The sequence below is a fragment of the Pseudomonas sp. Pseu.R1 genome (assembly GCF_045764065.1).
Lineage (GTDB): Bacteria > Pseudomonadota > Gammaproteobacteria > Pseudomonadales > Pseudomonadaceae > Aquipseudomonas.
On sequence record NZ_JBJGEE020000001.1, the window covers coordinates 5,223,156 to 5,241,775 of the forward strand.

Below are 18,620 nucleotides of genomic sequence, written 5' to 3' on the forward strand. Positions count from 1 at the left end.
CTGTCCGCTTTCTTCAGGCAAGGACGCGGACATGCTTCGGATACTGGGCAAAGCCTCTTCAATCAACGTGCGAAAAGTGCTGTGGGCCTGCACTGAAATCGGCCTGCCGTTCCAGCGTGAAGACTGGGGATCGGGTTTTCAGCCTACTCATGTGCCCGAGTTTCTGGCGCTGAACCCCAACGCGATGGTACCGGTGATTCAGGACGGCGATTTCACCTTGTGGGAATCCAACACCATCCTCCGCTACCTGGCGTCACGCTACGGTGAGGCGGGTTTGTACCCGGTCGATCCGCAGGCGCGGGCGCGGGTCGATCAATGGATCGACTGGCAGGCTTCGGACCTGAACAAGTCCTGGAGCTATGCGTTCATGGCGTTGGTGCGGCAGTCGCCCTTGCATCAGGATTTGCAGATGCTTGCCGCCAGTTGCGCGGAGTGGGCGCGCTATATGAACGTACTGGACACGCAACTGGCATCGACCGGCGCCTATGTGGCAGGCGAGCATTTTTCGCTGGCCGATATCCCCATTGGTTTGTCCGTGAACCGTTGGTTCGAGACGCCGCTTGCGCATCCCCCTCTACCTGCTGTTCACGACTACTACGACCGCCTGAATCAGCGTGTCGGGTTTCGTGAGCATGGGCGCAACGGTATCCCTTAGCGCCCTGGCCGTTTTTGTCCTCGCTGGTCCTACTGAAATCGGCGAGTCTCATCGCCCCTCATGTTGCCCCTCCGACACCTCCGGCGGCACATCTGCATCCCCCGCCATGCGCTTGCGAAACAACCCGGTTCGAGCCAGCAGCAAGGTGGTCACCGGCACGGTGATCGCCAGCAGAATCGGGATCAGCCATGCATGCAGAATCGGCCCTTCTTTCAGCGCCGAGAAGTAGATGATCGAGGCCAGCGCCACGCACCAGGCGCCGATGGTCGAGGCCAGCGCCGGTGGGTGCATGCGCTGAAAAAACTCTTTCATGCGCAACAGCCCCAACGCCCCGATCAAGGCAAACACGCTGCTGGCGACCAGCAACACGGCTGTGAGCCCCTGTGCCCACATCGGCAACACCACCAGCGTATTCATTCGATCACCTCGCCACGCAGCAGGAATTTGGCCAAGGCGAACGAGCCAACGAAGCCGAACAGGGCGATCAGCAGTGCCGCTTCGAAATAGGTGTCACTGGCATAACGGATCCCCAGCACCAGCATCATCAGCATGGCCAGCAGGTACAGGTAGTCCAGCGCCAGCACCCGGTCCTGGGCGGACGGGCCTTTGAACAGGCGGATCAGGGTCAGCACCATCGCCAGAGTAAACAGCGACAGGCTGAGCAGGATCGCAACGTTGAGCAGCGGACTCATTGGAAGATCTCCATCAACGGGCGTTCGTAAGTGCGCTTGAAGTGCTCGATGAAGCGCGCTTCATCATCCAGGTCGAACACGTGCATCAGCAGCACACTGCGGTCCAGTGCCAGCTCCGACCAAACCGTGCCGGGCACCACCGTACACACCATCGAAAGCGCGGCCAGACCATGGGCGTCATGCAGGTCCAGCGGGATTTTGACGAACGCCGAACGGGGTGGTTTTTGCCCGGCGCGCAACACGCCCCAGGCTACTTGCAGGTTGGAGACCAGCACGTCCCGCCCGACCAGAAAGAACAGTTTGATCGCCACACCCGGTTTGCGAATGCGTGCCGGTTGCGGGCGCAACGGCGCAAACAGGATCGGCGCGAGAAACGCCAGTAACGCGCCTAACAGCAGGTTGCCCGCGCTTACGGAAAGGTTGAGCAATAACCACAGCGCCCAAAGCGACAGCGACAAGAGCGGCGCAGGAAACAGGCGCTTCATGGCTGCACCTCCATATCGGGTGACGGCACGGGTTTGGCCGCCATCACCGACAGCACGTATTGCTGTGGGTCATGCAGCGCTTGAGCGGTGTCCTGGGTGTAGCGCAACAATCCTTCTGCTTTGAACGTCAGGACGATGCAGGTCGCGAGCAGCAGGGCGATAGGGACGCATTCATACATGCGCAGAGCCGGGGACGGGCGATCCTGGGCGGTCCAGAAACGTTTGACGCCGACGCGCACAAAGGCGAACAGCGAGGCCAGCCCCGAAACGATCAACAACGTGACCAGCGTCCAACTGTCGGCCCTGATCGCTTCATCTTTGGCCACGTCCAGCCCCAGCGGATTGAGCAGGGCGCTGATCAGCGTCAGCTTGGCGAGAAAGCCCGAGAGCGGTGGCATGCCGATGATCAGCAGCGCGCACACGATGAAACTCAAACCCAGAAAGGCCATGGTCCAGGGGATCACCTGACCGACCACTGCTTTCTGTTCGTCATCCAGGTTGGTGCCCGGCACCGGGTGCAGAGATTCAAGCGCCTTGGGCAGTTGATCGGCGTCGTCTTCCAGCGGGATTTCGTTGGCCGAACGTGAGCGCTCGATCAGTTCGGCCAACAGGAACAAGGCCGCCAGCGCCAACGTTGAACTCACCAGATAAAACAGCGCACCAGCAGTGAGGCTCGGCTGGCCGAAGCCGATGGCTGACAGAAGAATACCCGCCGACACCAAAATACTCAGGCTGGCCATGCGCTCCAGCCGCTGGGCCGCCACGATGGAGATCGCGGCCACGGCCAGTGTCGCCATCCCGCCCCAGATCAGCCAGTCGCCACCGAAGAATGCCGACGCCCCGGCTTGCCCTGAAAACAGCAGTGTCCACAGGCGCAGCAGGGTGTAGGCGCCGACTTTGGTCATCAAGGCAAACAGCGCCGCCACCGGCGCACTGGCCGCCGAGTAAGCAGGCACCAGCCAGAAGTTCAGCGGCCACATCCCGGCCTTGGCCAGAAAGGCCACCGCCAGAATGGCCGCGCCTGCGTGCAAAAGGCCCAGATCTGCCTCGGAGACTTGTGGAATTTTGATCGCTAGATCGGCCAGGTTCAGGGTGCCGGTCACCCCGTAAATCAGCGCCGCACCAATCAGAAACAACGATGAGGCCAGCAGGTTGATGGTGATGTAATGCAGCCCTGCCGACACCCGCGCACGGCCCGACCCGTGAAGCATCAGGCCGTAGGAGGCAGCAAGCAGGACCTCGAAGAACACGAACAGGTTGAACAGGTCGGCTGTCAGAAACGCGCCGTACAGGCCCATGAGCTGAATCTGGAACAGTGCATGAAAGCTCGCACCTGCCCGGTCCCAACGGGCCAGCGCGAAGAGCAACGCGCAGAAGGCGACGATGCCGGTCAGCACCAGCATCAACGCAGACAAGTGATCGACCACCAGCACGATGCCGAACGGCGCTTCCCAGTTGCCCGGCAAATACACGCCGATGGAGCCGGTCGTGCCGGTTGTCTGCACCCACATCATCAGGGTGATGGAAATGGCCAGGCCGAGCGCGGTGGACAACAGGTTGATCCGCGCCTTCAGCGGCCTGTGTTTTTCGCCCAGCCACAGCATCAACGCGGCGGTCAGGGTGGGCAGCAGGATCGGTGCGATGATCAGTTGGTTCATCAGACTCATTCACTGCCCTCCCGGCCGTCGACGTGGTCGTTGCCGGTCAAACCGCGAGACGCCAGCAGGACCACCAGAAACAGCGCGGTCATGGCGAAGCTGATAACGATGGCCGTGAGCACCAGGGCCTGGGGCAGCGGGTCGGTGTAATTGAGCAGGTCTTGAGGCACGCCGTCCTTGATGATCGGCTCCTTGCCGATGAACAGGCTGCCCATGCTGAAGATGAACAGGTTCACGCCGTAGGACAGCAGGCACAGGCCCATGACTACCTGAAAAGTCCGAGGGCGCAGGATCAGCCAGACACCGGAGGCGGCGAGCACGCCGATGGCAATCGCGATGACTTCTTCCATCACTGAATTCCTTGTGAGGGGGTGGGGGCGAGTGCCGGATCAATCGGCTGTGGTAACGACGTCGGGCGATGGCTGCGCACGGATTGGTGAGCCAGCGCGGTCAGGATCAACAGCGTCGAGCCGACCACCACGGCGTACACGCCAATGTCGAAGAACAGCGCACTGGCCACGTGGAAATCCCCGAACAGCGGCAGGTGAAGATGGGCAGTGTGAGTGGTCATGAACGGATAACCCAGCGCCATCGAGCTAAGCCCCGTGGCCAGCGCGAAGAACAGGCCGGTGCCCATCCAGCGCAGCGGGCGCAAGCTCATATGAGCTTCGACCCACTGGGTGCCTGCCACCATGTACTGAAGAATGAACGCCACCGACATCACAAGTCCCGCGACGAAACCGCCGCCCGGTTGGTTATGGCCGCGCATGAACAGGTACATCGAGACCACGAACGCCACTGGCAACAGCAGGCGCACCAGCACGGCGGGCACCATCATGAAGCCCAGCGCGGTGTCTTTGGCGTTACGGGGGTTGACCAGATCGGTGACCACATCCCGCGCCAGCAAACGCTGTTGCGCGGGCAGCAGGATGCTTTCTTTCGGCGGCCGGAAGCGACGTAACAGCGCGAAGACCGTCAGTGCGACCACCGCCAATACGGTGATTTCACCAAAGGTGTCGAAGCCGCGGAAATCCACCAGCATCACGTTGACCGCGTTGGTTCCGCCGCCCTGAGACAGCGCGCGGCTGAGGTAGAACTCGGAAATCACGTTTGGCGTAGGGCGAGTCAGCATGGCGTAGGACAGCAGCGCCATGCCGCCGCCCACTGCCACTGACAATACGAAGTCGCGCACCCGACGGGCGCGAGCACGATTGCGCGAACGAGGCGGTGGGGCGACGTTCTCGTTGCGTCGTGGCAGCCAGCGCAGGCCGAGCAGGATCAACACCGTGGTCACCACTTCGACGGCCAGTTGGGTCAAGGCCAGATCCGGCGCGGAGAACCAGACGAACGTCACGCACGTCATCAAGCCGCAGACGCCGACCATGGTCACGGCTGCCAGTCGGTGGTACTTGGCCTGCCATGCCGCACCAAGGGCGCAGGCGATGGCGATCAACCACAGCATGACGAACACACCCGACCCCGGAATTTTCGGGCGATCGCCCCAGGTCAGGCCACCGTCGTACATCGGCACGAAGCCTGCGATCACCGACACGAACACCATCAGGAATAACTGGGCTTGCAGGCGTCGGGTTGTCAGCAGGTTTTCAAGACCGCGTGCCGCGAGCAGCTTGAGCACTAGCACTCGCTCGAACAGGCGCTTGCCATTCAGGCGCCAGATCAGCGGCGGACCTTTGAAGCGGGCACGCTTGAAGTGAGGGCGCAGCAACAGGTAAAGCAGGATACCCGCGCCCATGGCGATCAGGCTCATGATCATCGGCGCATTCCAGCCGTGCCAGATGGCCAGGCTGTATTCGGGCAGCTCGCCGCCGACGACAGGTTGTGCGGCAGCGGACAGCAGCGGGCCGACCGACAGCGCCGGTAAAATCCCGACGATCAGGCAGGTCAGCACCAGCAATTCAACCGGCACCCGCATCCAACGTGGCGGCTCGTGAGGCGTGTGAGGCAGGTCAGTGGCCTTGGGGCCGAAGAATACGTCCACCGTGAAGCGCAGGGAATAGGCGACGCTGAAGGTCCCGGCAATGGTCGCGATCACCGGCAACGCCGCCTCGACCCACGCGGTGGAGGAGATGAACACGGTTTCGGCGAAGAACATTTCCTTGGACAGAAAGCCGTTGAGCAGCGGCACCCCGGCCATCGCAGCGCTGGCGACCATGGCCAGGGTCGCGGTGTAGGGCATGAGTTTGATCAGGCCGCTGAGCTTGCGGATGTCCCGCGTGCCGCTTTCGTGGTCGATGATCCCGGCGGCCATGAACAGCGAGGCCTTGAAGGTGGCGTGGTTGAGAATGTGGAACACCGCGGCGACCGCTGCGAGAGGGCTGTTCAGGCCGAGCAACAGGGTGATCAAACCCAGATGGCTGATGGTGGAGTAGGCGAGCAGGCCCTTTAGGTCGGTCTGGAAAATCGCCGAATACGCGCCGATCACCAAGGTGCAGGCCCCTGCGCCGCTGACGATCCAGAACCACTGCTCACTGCCCGACAGTGCGGGCCACAGCCGCGCCAGCAGAAACACCCCGGCCTTGACCATGGTCGCCGAATGCAGATACGCCGACACCGGCGTCGGCGCGGCCATGGCGTGGGGCAGCCAGAAATGGAAAGGAAATTGTGCGCTTTTGCTGAGGGCGCCAAGGAGGATCAGCGTCAGCAAAACCGGGTACAGGGCGTGGGCACGAATCACGTTGCCGGATGCCAGCACACGATCCAGGTCGTAACTGCCGACCACATGCCCGAGCAGCATGACTCCCACCAGCAGCGCCAGACCGCCCGCGCCTGTGACCATCAGCGCCATGTAGGCGCCGCGTCGGGCGTCGGCGCGGTGGTGCCAATAGCCGATCAACAAGAAAGAAAAGACGCTGGTCAATTCCCAGAAAAACACGATCTGAATCAGGTTGCCGGACATCACCAGGCCCAGCATCGCGCCCATGAATGCCAGAAAGAACGAAAAGAATCGGGGGACGGGGTCTTCGGGCGACATGTAATAACGGGCGTAGAGCGAGACCAGCGTGCCGATGCCCAACACCAGCATCGAGAACAGCCAGGCGAAGCCGTCGAGGCGTAACACGACGTTCAGGCCCAGGCTGGGCAGCCAGAAAAATTCTTCACGCATCACGCCGCCGTGGGCGATTTGCGGGTACCAGAGTGCCACCTGAATCACGCCGATCAGGGCGATCAGGCCAGCCAGAAGGGATTCGCTGTTGCGAGCGTTGTGCGGCAAAAGCGCCGCCAGACAGCTGCCAACAAAAGGCAGAAGCAGTAGAACTATCAGGGACATAGGCTTCTAATCTGCGCAAAAATGTCTAGGATCATACGGGCCGGGGTGTTCATCACCAACCACCAAGATGTCGCAGAATCCTACAAAGAGAGTAGGCAGCAGCGTAGTTGACCGCACAGAGTGGGGATGGTTGATGGCAATTTAGGCCGTTGGCGCGCCGTGGGTGGCAATTCGCTCCCATCAGGTTACGGTTCTTGCCCTTACCCTGCAGCAGTCCGGCTTGCAGGCGGCAGCGGTTTCAAGGACGACAGAGTTTTGTGGTGTCTGCACCCGCTCCGCCAGACTACCAACGGTTGGCGCACTCGCCCATTTAAGCGACAATGCCCGCCAGTTTCCGGAGTGCCCCATGTCTGATTCCCTCGAAAGCCTTGCCGTTGACGCCGTTCTCGACGCAACGGGCCTCAATTGCCCTGAACCGGTGATGATGCTGCACCAGAAAGTGCGCGACCTCCCCGCAGGCGGGCTGCTGAAGGTCATCGCCACCGATCCCTCGACCCAGCGCGACATCCCCAAATTCTGCGTGTTTCTGGATCATGAACTGGTCGATAAACAGGCCGCCGATGGCGTGTACCTGTACTGGATCCGTAAGAAACTCGCCTGATATTCCTCCGCTCCCCGGCACGGTGCTGGCCCCCGCGCGCGTCAGCGCCTACACTGCCGCGACCTCAGGGAGCCCACCATGCGCATAGTTGCTGACGAAAACATTCCACTGCTCGACGCCTTTTTCTCCGGTTTTGGCGAAATCCGCCGTTATCCAGGGCGCACCCTCGACCGCGCCGCCGTGGCCGATGCCGACATTCTGCTGGTGCGCTCGGTGACCAAGGTTAACCGTGAGTTGCTGGAAGGCTCCTCAGTCCGCTTCGTCGGCACCTGCACCATCGGCACTGACCATCTGGACCTCGATTATTTCAACGAAGCGGGCATTCAATGGTCCAGCGCACCGGGCTGCAACGCCCGCGGCGTGGTGGATTACGTACTCGGCAGTCTGCTGACCCTCGCCGAAATCGAAGGAGTGGACCTCAATCAACGTACCTATGGTGTCGTGGGCGCAGGCCAGGTGGGCGGCCGTTTGATCAAGGTGTTGCAGGGGTTGGGCTGGAACGTACTGGTCTGTGACCCGCCACGGCAGGCAGCGCAGGGAGGCGACTACGTCAGCCTCGACGAAATTATCGCCCGTTGCGACGTGATCAGCCTGCACACCCCGTTGAACAAAAGTGGCGACCTACCGACTTGGCATCTGTTTGATCGCACGCGTCTCCAACAGCTCAAGCACGGCGCATGGCTGATCAACGCCGCCCGCGGCCCGATTGTGGACAACATCGCGCTGCGCGACGTGTTGCTCGAACGCGAAGACCTGCAAGCGGTGCTGGATGTCTGGGAAGAGGAGCCCAAGGTCGACGTTGAGCTGGCCGACCTGTGTGTCATTGGCACCCCGCACATCGCCGGTTACAGCCTGGATGGTCGGCAACGCGGTACGGCGCAGATCTATCAGGCCCTTTGTACGCACCTTGGCCAGCCTCCGGTGATCCAGCTCGAAGACCTGCTGCCCCGACAATGGCTGGCGCAGGTCTCGCTCGATGCTGCGACCGATCCGGTCTGGGCGCTGAACATGCTCTGCCGAGGGGTTTATGATCCGCGCCGGGATGATGCGGAATTCCGCCGCAGCCTGGTGGGCGACAGCGCGAGTCAGCGCCTGGCCTTCGACGCCTTGCGCAAGCACTATCCACCGCGCCGGGAAATCGAAGGTCTGAAGGTCGGCATCGTCGGTCACTCGGACGTCTTGCAGCGGATCGTCAAGGCTCTGGGCGCCGTTACGGTTTAACGGAACACGTATTTCACCACGTACGCATACAGGTCGTTGAACACCTGATAGGGCACAGGCTCGATGCTGCGCTCTGCCTTGGCCAACGCAATGTGCGAGGCCTTCAGGGTTTCGCCGCGCTCTTCAAGGGACACGATTGGAGTGTTGACGAGTTTGGCGTAGTTGTTGAACGAACAGGGCTTGTTCGCTTCTGGGTTACGTACGATGCGCATGTTGTGATCCTCCGGGTTGAGGGTGGCGCCACTGTCGTCGACGATCGCTTCCGGTGTCAGGTCGTCGGGCTTGGTGCATCGGCTCTGACAGACCACGCGACGATTGCGCAGCGTCCCGAATCCGCGTTCGTACATCGTGATGGTCGAACCGACCGAGGCCGCGCAGGCATTTTCAAAGGCGGTGAGGATCGATTGTGCATTGGCCATGCTCTCGTCAATGTTCGACAGCATCACGAAACGTTCCAGGGTCTTGTCGTCGATGCTTTTCAGCGCTCGCTCGATGGTAGAGACGTGAGCGAACTCACGTTTGCAACCGATCAGGTGAACGTCAAAGACGTACCCCTTGCTGGCCGCGTAGGTAGGCAGTTGCGCAAAATCGATACTGTCCAGAGCGGTTTCGATAATGATGTTGTAGTTCTTTTCGAACGCGTCTTGAAAGATTTTTTGCCCCAACTCCCAGATGAACTTTTCGGTATGCTCATAGGCGTGCAACACGCCGTATTCAATCATCTCCTGATACTGCGGATGATATTCGCGGTATTCGAGCAAGTAAGGCCTGATGAAGTTTTGATAGCGGTTGGTTTTCAGCAGGGTGTTTTCCAGCAGGTAGGTTTTACCTGAGCCCTGAACACCGGCAACGATCAGCATTGAGGGCTGCGTTTTAGCGTTCGGCTCGGAAACTGAGTCGAAAATAGTGGGGGCGATCAGGCTGTAGGCCTTGTTAACGTCGTCGGTTGTGTAGCTATAGAGTGTTGTTTGTGTCATGCGAATGCCTTCCTTGATGAGTAAACAGGTTCAGGTTGAACAGAAAGGCACGTAATCGAAGGTCGCTGTTTGGGTCAATTCAGTCTGGGTAGGACGTTTCATCACAAGTGGTAGGGCGACGAAGATAGACAAACGGATACGCATAAAAAACCCGGCGCGCGGGCCGGGTTTCAAGTCAGTCTGTTCATCAATCTTGTTTTTCAGGTTTGACCCAGTACTTTTCGCATTCCTGACATGCGGCCTGAACCATTTCTTCAGTAATCAGGATTTGATTCCCGTGTTCATCGAGAATGGCGCCGCCCAGTTGAGACTGGGGCTGGGGCCGTACAATCGTTTCTTGATTGCTGCTCTGTAAGCTCATGGCCTGTCTCCTCATCAGGTTGTGCGCTTCAATACACCTATAACGTAGCCGCGCTTGATGAATGCGCCGTGACATCCCTGGACGCATCAAGCGTTCAAACAGTCCACCAGAACACGGTGCAAACTGCCACCCCGCTGTTAGACCGATCCACGCTAACCCTCCCTTGATAACGTCATAACGCATGTGGACACCCTTTACCTGACTCACTGTAATCGCCTGAGTTCAGCCAGGCTCGACGAGCGTGCACCTTCGCGGCGGTGTACGCTCTGGCATCGTGTGGTCTCTCAGGTGCATTTCATGGCTTCAATGTTTTCCGGACGTCAGCGTCATGCCATTCGTCTGGCGCTGCGGATGATCGCGCCTTATCGCAAACAGGCCATCGGCGCATTGGTGGCGCTGATCGTCACGGCGGCGATCACCTTGTCGATGGGGCAGGGGATCAGATTGATGGTCGATCAGGGCTTTTTGACCCGCTCGCCCGCATTGCTCAACGAGAGCATCGCGCTGTTCATGGCGCTGGTGGTGGCCCTCGCGGTGGGCACCTTTACCCGGTTTTATCTGGTGTCATGGATCGGCGAGCGCGTCGTGGCCGACTTGCGCAAAGAGGTGTTCGACCATCTGGTCAGCCTGCACCCCGGTTTTTACGAGAACAACCGCAGTTCGGAAATCCAGTCGCGTCTGACCGCTGACACCACGTTGCTGCAATCGGTGATCGGCTCGTCGTTGTCGATGTTCCTGCGCAACGCGCTGATGGTGATCGGCGGGGTGATCTTGCTGTTTTTCACCAACCCCAAACTGACCAGTATCGTGGTGGTGGCCTTGCCGCTGGTGGTGGCGCCGATCCTGATTTTCGGCCGTCGTGTGCGCAGCCTGTCGCGGGAAAGCCAGGATCGGGTCGCGGACGTGGGCAGCTATGTGTCCGAAGCCTTGGGGCAGATCAAGACCGTGCAGGCCTACAACCACCAGGAACAGGACCGACAGCGCTTCTCGTTGACCGCTGAAGGCGCATTCGACACGGCGCGCAAGCGGATTCTTCAACGCTCATGGCTGTTAACGCTGGTGATCGTGCTGGTGTTGGGGGCGGTGGCAGTGATGCTGTGGGTGGGCGGGATGGACGTCATCGCCGGTCGTATTTCTGGCGGGGAACTGGCGGCGTTCGTGTTCTACAGCCTGATCGTCGGCAGTGCGTTCGGCACCCTCAGCGAAGTCATCGGCGAGATGCAGCGCGCTGCGGGCGCCGCCGAGCGTATCACCGAGCTGTTGCAGGCGCGCAGCGAAATCACCCCGCCAAGCCGTGACCTGCTGACACTCCCTGAGCGCGTCAGCGGCCAACTGACACTGGAAAACATCAGCTTCGCCTACCCGTCGAGGCCTGAACGCAATGCGGTCGAAGGTCTGAGCTTAACCATTGAAGCCGGGGAAACCCTCGCGCTGGTGGGGCCTTCGGGTGCCGGGAAATCGACATTGTTCGACTTGTTGCTGCGTTTTTACGACCCGCAGCAAGGACGGGTACTGATCGAAGGACTGCCCGTCGAACGCCTCGATCCGCTGGACCTGCGTCGTTGTTTTGCCTGGGTGTCCCAGACGCCCGCGCTGTTTTTCGGCAGCGTCGAAGACAACATTCGCTATGGCAATCCAAAAGCCAGCGAGGAGCAGGTGAAGGCGGCGGCGCGCATCGCTCACGCTCATGAGTTCATCGAGCTGTTGCCGCAGGGTTATCAGACGCACCTGGGGGATGGGGGCATGGGGTTGTCAGGCGGGCAGCGTCAGCGGCTGGCGATTGCGCGGGCGCTGTTGGCCAATGCGCCGATCCTGCTGCTCGATGAAGCGACCAGTGCGTTGGATGCGCAAAGCGAGCATTTGATTCAACAGGCGTTGCCGACCTTGATGAAGGACCGTACGACGCTGGTCATTGCCCATCGGCTGGCAACGGTGCAGAACGCGGACCGGATCGCCGTGATGGATCAGGGGAGATTAGTGGCGGTGGGAACGCATGCCGAATTGATTGCAACCAATGCGCTGTACGCGCGGTTGGCGGCGTTGCAATTCAATGTACAAGGAGCAGGTGTGTAAGGGGCTGTACCATCGCTGCGGTTCGATGCAACCTTGTGGGAGTTCTATGTTGCTTGGTCAAGTCGCTTTCGCCACCAAGGCGGCTCCCACAGGTTCGTCGAACCGGGGTCTGAATCCGGCTCGGTCAGTGTGGGAGCCGCCTTGGGGGCGAATGCAGTTGATCAGTCGCCATAAAACGCCCACCAGTGCGTTCGACCGGCAGGCGAGTCTCTCGGTGCTTCAATCCTTGCGGTATTCGCACAGGTAAGCGGTTTCGACGCTGACTTCCAGGTCGAACTTGCTGTTGGCCGGTACGCGGAACTGGTCGCCTGCGTTGAAGGTTTCCCAGTCGGAGGCGCCGGGCAGCAGCACTTTCAGCGAGCCGGAGACGACATGCATGATTTCGCGGTCAGCGGTGCCGAAATTGTACTTTCCGGGAGCCATGACGCCGATGGTGGCCGGGCCATCGGCTTGCTGGAAGGCGATGGACTTGACGGTGCCGTCGAAATACTCGTTGACCTTGAACATGGCTGATCTCCTTGGAAGGGCTGAAAAAGGTCGGACAGTATGCCCAACGTACAAAAGGCCGTCATCCGCTTTGATAAATGCGTCGCCTTCAGCCCGGCGCCACCAATGGCAGCAGTCGGGCGGTGTTTCTGGCGTCGCTCAGTGCGCGGTGCTGCTGGCCGTTGAAATGCATGCCCGCCAGTTGTAGCGCCGTGTTCAGGCCGCAGGGCTTTTGCAATTGACGGGCGTGGGCAAAGCGCTGTTTGAGGTTGATGTGCGGCAGGCTGCTCAGGTCGCTGGTCAATTGGTGCTGTTGCCATTGCAGGTCGAACTGCTGGCGATCGTAATCCCCCCAACTGACCCAACCCACCAGACGAGACCGGTGATGGCTCATCCAGCGTTCGAATTGCGGCCAGATCGTCGGCAAAGGTTGCGCACTGTCAATCTGGGCTTGCTGTATGTGGGTCAGTTCGCGACAAAACGGCGTCAATTGCGGCCTGCGAACGGGGCGAACGAAGCGTTCGAAATGATCGACTTCCCGTCCTTCCGAATTGACCACGCAGGCGCCGATTTCAATGATTTCCATCTCTGCCACTGGCCAGCCGCCTTCTTCGGTGGTGGCCTCCAGATCTATCACCAACCAATGGGGCATCTCGAACTCCAGTTTCTTAACCCGTGGCACCGACATGCAGCGTAGCCACATTCACGCGGCGGCGTCCAACCCGCTGCGGGTGTGCGATGTCTGGGACCGTGTGGGTCAACGGTGGTTTGCCGGGCGAAACAGCTTTTTATCGGGCAACGGTCGTAAATCGGGTCCGAGCCCTTGCCTGGTGACAACGCCCATCATAAATTGCGGCGCGAACGTTTTTTTGTAAGTACCTTTGTAGGCCCGGGTGCGGGGCGTCGTCGACACAGGCTACGGACGAAGGATCGGGCTGCATATCGGCCATTTCCCGGACATCCCTGACATCGGAGCCTTGCATGAACCAGATAGCACTGTCGTTGCCCAGGTGACTGGAGCGAGAATCAAGCGGGTTTTGAGTTGATTTGAGCGTTGTCTAATTGTCCGTGAACGCATAGCTTACGCGTACTCCTATTCGCCAGAGGTGCTTTGTCTTGATGTCTACGCCGGTGCGGATGGCTTTGAACACGTTGCTCTTGGCGACGACCACGTTGTGGGCTTGGCAGGCAGGTGCGGCGCAGTTGGTGCGTATTGGTGCGGCGCATTTTCCGCCCTACACGATTCGCCCTGAACGGGGTGAAGACACCGGGCTGTTGCCGCAAATGGTCGATGCGTTGAACGCCATGCAGAGTGACTATCGCTTCGAGATGGTCCCGACGTCCATTCCTCGTCGTTTCCGCGATTTCCAGCAGGAACGTTTCGACATGGCCATCTTTGAAAATCCCGGTTGGGGCTGGAAAGACATCCCGCACGAGGATGTGGACATGGGGCTTGAAGACGCGGAAATCTTTGTCGCTCACCGTGTCGCGGGGCGTACGCAAGCGTATTTCGAAGAGTTGAAGGGCAAGCGTCTGGCGCTGTTCAGCGGTTATCACTACGCATTCGCCCATTTCAACGCCGACCCCAAGTTTCTGGCCGAGCATTACAACGCCACGCTGACCTATTCCCATGACAGCAACCTGGCGATGGTGCTGCGTGACCGGGCGGACATCGCCTTGGTCACGCGCTCCTACCTGAGCACATTCATCGCCGCCAACCCGCAGGACGCCGGGCAGTTTTTGGTGTCGGACCGGGTGGATCAGGTGTATCGACACTTTGCTCTGTTGCGCCCGAATGCACCGATCACCGGGGAGAAGTTCAGCGACCTGTTGCGTCAACTCCGGGAGAACGGACAGATGTTCAAGATATTCCAGCCGTTCCGTATCGCGGTCACGCCACAGGCCAGCCACCATGCAGTGGCATTGGACGACGGTGACAGTCGGGATTGAGAAGAGGGGAGGCAGGCGGTGGTGTTGCACCGCCCGCTGATGACGGCTTCAGCGATCGCGCGCTTCCTTGGCGTCCATTTCCGCGTTGCGCTCGTGCACGCGTCGCAATTGTTCTTCGGTCAGGGGCAGTTTTTTTGCCGAATCCTTGAGCATCAGCAAACCACCGACGATCGAGCCGATTGCAATGACCAGAATTAACCAGGCGTACCAGGGCATGGGGGCTCTCTCCTTCTTGTGATACCGCTTTGAGCAGTGGCGCTGCTCAGTGGTTCCATTCCAGGGGATGCGTGGTTATAGAGTTGGTGTCGTGCTCGCCATTTTGTGGGGCCTGCTTGCTGGCGAACGCGGTGTGTCATTCAACATGGATGTGTGTGACAGACTGCATTCGCCAGCAAACGGGCTCCCACAGGTATGGCGTCGAATAAAACGCTTCGGTCTGGCGCGGTCAATGTGGGAGCCGCCTTGGTGGCGAATGCGGTTGACCCGCCAACATAGAATCTCCCACATAGCGCTTCTTCTAAACCCCCGTCAACATCGAATCGGCAGGCGCCGCCGAGCGCGCATGGCCGGTTACGCCGAAATACACGAAACCTACGGCCATGAACGCCAGGAAAATCAGCCCGATCAGCGCGTTGAACCAGGCCATGGCAATCAGGCAGACCACCGCCAGCAGCAGCGCGATGCCCGGCACGATGGGGTAGCCCGGCGCGCGGAACGTGCGCTCCAGCAGCGGCTCGGTCTTGCGCAGTTTGAACAGGCTCAACATGCTCATGATGTACATGACGATCGCGCCGAATACCGCCATGGTAATCATCGCCGCAGTGAGGGTCATGCCACTGAGGTTGATCAGCCCGTCACTGTAAATCGCCGCGATACCGATCACGCCCCCGGCAATGATCGCGCGATGAGGCGTTTGAAAGCGTGACAGTTTGGCCAGCGAAGCAGGCAGATAACCGGCGCGGGCGAGGGCGAAGAACTGCCGCGAATAGCCCAGAATGATGCCATGGAAACTGGCCACCAACCCGAACAGGCCGATCCACACCAGCATGTGCAGCCAGCCGGAGCTTTCGCCGACCACCGCTTTCATGGCCTGAGGCAGCGGATCATTGATGTTCGACAGGGCTTTCCAGTCGCCCACACCACCGGCGAAAAACATCACGCCCATCGCCAGCAACACCAGGGTGATGATGCCGCTGATGTAGGCTTTCGGAATGGTGCGCTTGGGATCTTTCGCTTCTTCGGCGGCCATGGCGGCGCCTTCGATGGCGAGGAAGAACCAGATGGCGAAGGGGATCGCTGCAAACATCCCGGCAATCGCCGGAGCGCCAAAACTGTCAGACCCGGCCCAGCCATTCAGCGCGAAGTTGCTGAAACTGAAGGCTGGAGCCACGACGCCCATGAACACCAGCAGTTCCAGAACGGCCAGCACGCAGACCACCAATTCGAACGTGGCCGCCAGTTTGACCCCGAGGATGTTGAGGGTCATGAAAACGATATAAGCGCCGACGGCTGCATGCTTGGGGTCCAGCGCCGGAAATTGCACGTTGAGGTAAGCACCGATGGCCAGCGCGATGGCGGGCGGGGCGAAGACGAACTCGATCAGCGTCGCGAGGCCTGCGATCAACCCGCCTTTCTCACCAAAGGCTCGGCGGCTGTAGGCAAACGGACCGCCCGCGTGGGGAATGGCAGTGGTCAGCTCGGTAAAACTGAAGATGAAACAGGTGTACATGGCCGCGACTATCAGCGACGTGAGTAGAAAACCCAGCGTCCCGGCCACACCCCAGCCGTAGCTCCAGCCGAAATACTCACCGGAGATCACCAGCCCCACAGCGATCCCCCACAAATGCAGCGTGCCCAGTGTGGGCTTCAGTTGCGTATTCATGCGTCACTCCCTGGATTGATTGGCTCATCGGGAGGTGGAGCGTTGCAGTGGTCATGCCAGTAGTGTGCAAATGTGTCGCAATGTTTCGAAAAGGGTCGTATGCAGGATGCTTGTTCGGCGATCAGGCCTTGATCGTGCGCGATAAGTGGGCGTTCGTTGCTCTCTGTGGGAGCGAATTCATTCGCGATGAGGTCGGTATAGACACTGCATCTCCATCGTCTGGACCTCCGTCATCGCGAATGAATTCGCTCCCACAGGGTGAACCGCGATGCTGGGTCACACTTTACGATCACCGGGTCCCGCGCAGCGGCAGGTTCCGCTACAATGCGCGCCGATTTCGACTTGCCAGAGAACCCGCTCATGTCCGCTTGCCAGACCCCCATCATCGTTGCCCTGGATTTCCCGACCCGCGAAGCGGCGTTGAAACTGGCGGATCAGCTCGACCCGAAACTGTGTCGGGTCAAGGTGGGCAAGGAATTGTTCACCAGCAGCGCATCGGGCATCGTCGAAACCTTGAACGACAAGGGTTTCGAAGTGTTCCTGGACCTGAAATTCCATGACATCCCCAACACCACGGCGATGGCGGTCAAGGCCGCTGCCGAGATGGGCGTGTGGATGGTCAACGTGCACTGCTCCGGCGGCCTGCGCATGATGGACGCCTGCCGCAATGTGCTGGAGCAGCGCAGTGGCGCCAAGCCTCTGTTGATCGGCGTGACCGTGCTGACCAGCATGGAGCGTGAAGACCTGGCGGCCATCGGTCTGGACATCGAGCCACAGGAGCAAGTGCTGCGTCTGGCGGCATTGGCGCAAAAGGCCGGGATGGACGGCCTGGTGTGCTCGGCACTCGAAGCTCAGGCCCTGAAGGCGGCCCATCCTTCGCTGCAACTGGTGACGCCAGGTATTCGCCCTGCGGGCAGTGCCCAGGACGATCAGCGCCGCATTCTGACACCGCGTCAGGCGCTGGATGCCGGTTCCGATTATCTGGTGATTGGTCGCCCGATCAGCCAGGCGGCGGATCCGGCCCAAGCGTTGGCGGCAGTGGTGGCCGAGTTGGCGTAAAAGCGTTAACACGGCGTGTGGGAGCCAGCAAGCCGGCTCCCACAGTTCTACATCCCCCCTCGCGACTTATGGGTTCAATACCCGATCCGCTTCAGAATCGACTCCATACTCTCCTTCGACGGTCGACCATAGAACTTCAGCAGTTCCGACGCCCGGTTGGTGAAGAAACCGTCGACCCCGCGCGCGCTGATGGCCTTGAAGTCCACCGCATCGTCCACGGTGTAGGGATGGATGATCAGGCCGCGATCATGGGCCATTTTGTTCATCCACGGCTGCACCAGATCCATGTAGCTCTGATCACCGCCGTCTTTCAGCGCCGCCGCAGGTCCCGTGCCGATGGCGCCGTGGGCCTTGGCCCAGTCCATCCATGCGGCGAACTCTTCCTTCGATTTCACTTCCTGTGTGGCATAGAACGCTGCTTTGTCCTTCGCGCCGGAGTCCTTGAACGTCTTGTCGGAGGCGGCCTGAATGTAGCCGTCACCCAGCCACAGCAACAGCACCTTTGGCGTGTTCGGCATGGCTTTCTGCAATAACTCAAGGCTCGGCTTTTCGAACGTCTGCAGCACCACGCGGCCCGGTGTGTGGGCCACATTGACGTAGCCCTTCTCGGCGGCCGGGCGCTGGCTCAGCCAGCCGCGCTGCTCCAGCTTTTTCTTCAAATCGTCTTCGATGCCTGGAAACTGCGCGGGGACTTTGGTCTCGATGTACAGCCCCGGTTTGTTCTTGCCGCCCTCGGCGATGTCGATCACTTCATCCAGCGTCAGAATTTTCAGTCCGGCGTAACTGGCACGGGCGCGATCCGGATGGGCCTTGTTGAACCAGGACCCGGCGTCCAGACGCTTGAGCTCTTCGAGGGTGAAGCTGCTGACCGGGTTCTTCGCACGGTCAGGGTAGACCTCGGCGATGTTGGTGGTGCGCTCCAGCGTGTCGTCATGCAGTGCGATCAGCACGCCATCTTTGGTGCGCTGGATGTCCATTTCCAGATAGTCGGCACCCAATTCACGAGCCAGGGTGTAGGAGGGGATGGTTTCTTCCGGGGCATTGAACGACGCACCCCGGTGGGCGATCACCGCAGGCCACGGGATACCGGCCTTGGCTGCCAACGCCTTGCCTGGCTCACTGGCCGCCATGGCGGGGACCGAAGACAACAGAACAGCGCTCATTGCACTGGCCAACGCTGTTCTGCAACGCAATGATCTGGAGATTCCTCTAAGCATTGATAACGTTCCTT

19 protein-coding genes are annotated in these 18,620 nt (G+C 60.2%); 6 read left to right on the top strand and 13 right to left on the bottom strand.

What is annotated here, in order from left to right:
• Nucleotides 1–31 precede the first annotated feature (31 nt).
• A complete protein-coding gene (locus tag ACI5GA_RS23825; RefSeq protein WP_421424517.1) occupies nt 32–655 on the top strand; it encodes a glutathione S-transferase family protein in 624 nt (207 codons plus the stop codon).
• A 48-nt stretch (nt 656–703) separates the two neighbouring features.
• Here ACI5GA_RS23825 and ACI5GA_RS23830 read toward each other — a convergent pair whose 3' ends face one another.
• From ACI5GA_RS23830 to ACI5GA_RS23855, 6 genes are read right to left on the bottom strand one after another with little or no spacing between them, the layout of a single operon-like run.
• Entirely contained in the window at nt 704–1,072 is a 369-nt protein-coding gene (locus ACI5GA_RS23830; RefSeq protein ID WP_404639892.1) for a Na+/H+ antiporter subunit G, read from the bottom strand.
• The gene (locus ACI5GA_RS23835) at nt 1,069–1,347 is read right to left on the bottom strand and encodes a K+/H+ antiporter subunit F (protein WP_404639894.1); all 279 of its coding nucleotides are present in this window, start codon (nt 1,345–1,347) and stop codon (nt 1,069–1,071) included. The genes ACI5GA_RS23830 and ACI5GA_RS23835 overlap by 4 nt, the downstream gene beginning before the upstream one ends.
• Complete coding sequence (locus ACI5GA_RS23840; protein ID WP_404639896.1) at nt 1,344–1,832, bottom strand: Na+/H+ antiporter subunit E; 489 nt, start codon at nt 1,830–1,832, stop codon at nt 1,344–1,346. The genes ACI5GA_RS23835 and ACI5GA_RS23840 overlap by 4 nt, the downstream gene beginning before the upstream one ends.
• A complete protein-coding gene (locus ACI5GA_RS23845; RefSeq protein WP_421424518.1) occupies nt 1,829–3,499 on the bottom strand; it encodes a monovalent cation/H+ antiporter subunit D in 1,671 nt (556 codons plus the stop codon). Before ACI5GA_RS23845 ends, ACI5GA_RS23840 begins: the two co-directional genes overlap by 4 nt.
• Complete coding sequence (locus ACI5GA_RS23850) at nt 3,496–3,840, bottom strand: Na+/H+ antiporter subunit C (RefSeq protein ID WP_108237088.1); 345 nt, start codon at nt 3,838–3,840, stop codon at nt 3,496–3,498. The genes ACI5GA_RS23845 and ACI5GA_RS23850 overlap by 4 nt, the downstream gene beginning before the upstream one ends.
• Nucleotides 3,840–6,779, bottom strand: coding sequence for a monovalent cation/H+ antiporter subunit A (locus ACI5GA_RS23855; protein WP_421424519.1), 2,940 nt, complete (start codon nt 6,777–6,779; stop codon nt 3,840–3,842). The genes ACI5GA_RS23850 and ACI5GA_RS23855 overlap by 1 nt, the downstream gene beginning before the upstream one ends.
• 346 nt (nt 6,780–7,125) lie before the next feature.
• Here ACI5GA_RS23855 and tusA point away from each other — a divergent pair, with 346 nt between their 5' ends.
• Both tusA and pdxB read left to right on the top strand, forming a co-directional pair.
• A complete protein-coding gene (tusA, locus tag ACI5GA_RS23860) occupies nt 7,126–7,380 on the top strand; it encodes a sulfurtransferase TusA (protein WP_404639904.1) in 255 nt (84 codons plus the stop codon).
• A gap of 78 nt (nt 7,381–7,458) precedes the next feature.
• Nucleotides 7,459–8,601: a 4-phosphoerythronate dehydrogenase PdxB gene (gene pdxB, locus ACI5GA_RS23865; RefSeq protein ID WP_421424520.1), complete on the top strand. Its 1,143-nt coding sequence runs from the start codon at nt 7,459–7,461 to the stop codon at nt 8,599–8,601.
• Here the strand turns inward: pdxB and ACI5GA_RS23870 are convergent.
• Both ACI5GA_RS23870 and ACI5GA_RS23875 read right to left on the bottom strand, forming a co-directional pair.
• Nucleotides 8,598–9,578, bottom strand: a complete 981-nt coding sequence (locus ACI5GA_RS23870) for a zeta toxin family protein (protein WP_421424522.1) — start codon at nt 9,576–9,578, stop codon at nt 8,598–8,600. The genes pdxB and ACI5GA_RS23870 overlap by 4 nt on opposite strands.
• 187 nt (nt 9,579–9,765) lie before the next feature.
• Nucleotides 9,766–9,939, bottom strand: coding sequence for a PA1571 family protein (locus ACI5GA_RS23875; RefSeq protein ID WP_404639992.1), 174 nt, complete (start codon nt 9,937–9,939; stop codon nt 9,766–9,768).
• Nucleotides 9,940–10,236: 297 nt separating this feature from the next.
• Between ACI5GA_RS23875 and ACI5GA_RS23880 the strand changes: the two genes are divergently transcribed.
• Nucleotides 10,237–12,012, top strand: a complete 1,776-nt coding sequence (locus tag ACI5GA_RS23880) for an ABC transporter transmembrane domain-containing protein (protein ID WP_421424524.1) — start codon at nt 10,237–10,239, stop codon at nt 12,010–12,012.
• 219 nt (nt 12,013–12,231) lie between these two features.
• On the opposite strand, the gene ACI5GA_RS23885 is transcribed toward ACI5GA_RS23880, so the two are convergent.
• Nucleotides 12,232–12,519, bottom strand: coding sequence for a pyrimidine/purine nucleoside phosphorylase (locus ACI5GA_RS23885; RefSeq protein WP_421424525.1), 288 nt, complete (start codon nt 12,517–12,519; stop codon nt 12,232–12,234).
• Between the two features lie 88 nt (nt 12,520–12,607).
• Nucleotides 12,608–13,150, bottom strand: a complete 543-nt coding sequence (locus ACI5GA_RS23890; RefSeq protein WP_421424527.1) for an exonuclease domain-containing protein — start codon at nt 13,148–13,150, stop codon at nt 12,608–12,610.
• A 467-nt stretch (nt 13,151–13,617) separates the two neighbouring features.
• On the opposite strand from ACI5GA_RS23890, the gene ACI5GA_RS23895 reads away from it, so the two are divergent.
• Nucleotides 13,618–14,448, top strand: a complete 831-nt coding sequence (locus tag ACI5GA_RS23895) for a substrate-binding periplasmic protein (protein WP_404639916.1) — start codon at nt 13,618–13,620, stop codon at nt 14,446–14,448.
• Between the two features lie 48 nt (nt 14,449–14,496).
• Here the strand turns inward: ACI5GA_RS23895 and ACI5GA_RS23900 are convergent, their stop codons facing one another.
• Nucleotides 14,497–14,664 carry a DUF2897 family protein gene (locus tag ACI5GA_RS23900; RefSeq protein ID WP_108240131.1) on the bottom strand — a complete coding sequence of 56 codons (168 nt, stop codon included), beginning with the start codon at nt 14,662–14,664 and terminating at the stop codon, nt 14,497–14,499.
• A gap of 301 nt (nt 14,665–14,965) precedes the next feature.
• Nucleotides 14,966–16,330 carry an ethanolamine permease gene (gene eat, locus ACI5GA_RS23905; RefSeq protein WP_421424531.1) on the bottom strand — a complete coding sequence of 455 codons (1,365 nt, stop codon included), beginning with the start codon at nt 16,328–16,330 and terminating at the stop codon, nt 14,966–14,968.
• 360 nt (nt 16,331–16,690) lie between these two features.
• On the opposite strand from eat, the gene pyrF reads away from it, so the two are divergent.
• A complete protein-coding gene (gene pyrF / locus ACI5GA_RS23910; RefSeq protein ID WP_421425525.1) occupies nt 16,691–17,389 on the top strand; it encodes an orotidine-5'-phosphate decarboxylase in 699 nt (232 codons plus the stop codon).
• A 74-nt stretch (nt 17,390–17,463) separates the two neighbouring features.
• Here pyrF and ACI5GA_RS23915 read toward each other — a convergent pair whose 3' ends face one another.
• The gene (locus ACI5GA_RS23915) at nt 17,464–18,552 is read right to left on the bottom strand and encodes a glycerophosphodiester phosphodiesterase (protein ID WP_421424532.1); all 1,089 of its coding nucleotides are present in this window, start codon (nt 18,550–18,552) and stop codon (nt 17,464–17,466) included.
• Nucleotides 18,553–18,620: the final 68 nt, after the last annotated feature.

What these genes read in the sequence shown, in the direction of transcription:
- ACI5GA_RS23890 (WP_421424527.1), bottom strand. Translation starts at nt 13,150, where the DNA reads ATGCCCCATTGGTTGGTGATAGATCTGGAGGCCACCACCGAAGAAGGC.
- ACI5GA_RS23875 (WP_404639992.1), bottom strand. Translation starts at nt 9,939, where the DNA reads ATGAGCTTACAGAGCAGCAATCAAGAAACGATTGTACGGCCCCAGCCC.
- ACI5GA_RS23840 (WP_404639896.1), bottom strand. Translation starts at nt 1,832, where the DNA reads ATGAAGCGCCTGTTTCCTGCGCCGCTCTTGTCGCTGTCGCTTTGGGCG.
- eat (WP_421424531.1), bottom strand. Translation starts at nt 16,330, where the DNA reads ATGAATACGCAACTGAAGCCCACACTGGGCACGCTGCATTTGTGGGGG.
- ACI5GA_RS23850 (WP_108237088.1), bottom strand. Translation starts at nt 3,840, where the DNA reads ATGGAAGAAGTCATCGCGATTGCCATCGGCGTGCTCGCCGCCTCCGGT.
- ACI5GA_RS23830 (WP_404639892.1), bottom strand. Translation starts at nt 1,072, where the DNA reads ATGAATACGCTGGTGGTGTTGCCGATGTGGGCACAGGGGCTCACAGCC.
- ACI5GA_RS23870 (WP_421424522.1), bottom strand. Translation starts at nt 9,578, where the DNA reads ATGACACAAACAACACTCTATAGCTACACAACCGACGACGTTAACAAG.
- ACI5GA_RS23825 (WP_421424517.1), top strand. Translation starts at nt 32, where the DNA reads ATGCTTCGGATACTGGGCAAAGCCTCTTCAATCAACGTGCGAAAAGTG.
- ACI5GA_RS23900 (WP_108240131.1), bottom strand. Translation starts at nt 14,664, where the DNA reads ATGCCCTGGTACGCCTGGTTAATTCTGGTCATTGCAATCGGCTCGATC.
- ACI5GA_RS23885 (WP_421424525.1), bottom strand. Translation starts at nt 12,519, where the DNA reads ATGTTCAAGGTCAACGAGTATTTCGACGGCACCGTCAAGTCCATCGCC.
- tusA (WP_404639904.1), top strand. Translation starts at nt 7,126, where the DNA reads ATGTCTGATTCCCTCGAAAGCCTTGCCGTTGACGCCGTTCTCGACGCA.
- ACI5GA_RS23895 (WP_404639916.1), top strand. Translation starts at nt 13,618, where the DNA reads ATGTCTACGCCGGTGCGGATGGCTTTGAACACGTTGCTCTTGGCGACG.
- ACI5GA_RS23845 (WP_421424518.1), bottom strand. Translation starts at nt 3,499, where the DNA reads ATGAGTCTGATGAACCAACTGATCATCGCACCGATCCTGCTGCCCACC.
- pyrF (WP_421425525.1), top strand. Translation starts at nt 16,691, where the DNA reads ATGTCCGCTTGCCAGACCCCCATCATCGTTGCCCTGGATTTCCCGACC.
- ACI5GA_RS23880 (WP_421424524.1), top strand. Translation starts at nt 10,237, where the DNA reads ATGGCTTCAATGTTTTCCGGACGTCAGCGTCATGCCATTCGTCTGGCG.
- pdxB (WP_421424520.1), top strand. Translation starts at nt 7,459, where the DNA reads ATGCGCATAGTTGCTGACGAAAACATTCCACTGCTCGACGCCTTTTTC.
- ACI5GA_RS23915 (WP_421424532.1), bottom strand. Translation starts at nt 18,552, where the DNA reads ATGAGCGCTGTTCTGTTGTCTTCGGTCCCCGCCATGGCGGCCAGTGAG.
- ACI5GA_RS23835 (WP_404639894.1), bottom strand. Translation starts at nt 1,347, where the DNA reads ATGAGTCCGCTGCTCAACGTTGCGATCCTGCTCAGCCTGTCGCTGTTT.
- ACI5GA_RS23855 (WP_421424519.1), bottom strand. Translation starts at nt 6,779, where the DNA reads ATGTCCCTGATAGTTCTACTGCTTCTGCCTTTTGTTGGCAGCTGTCTG.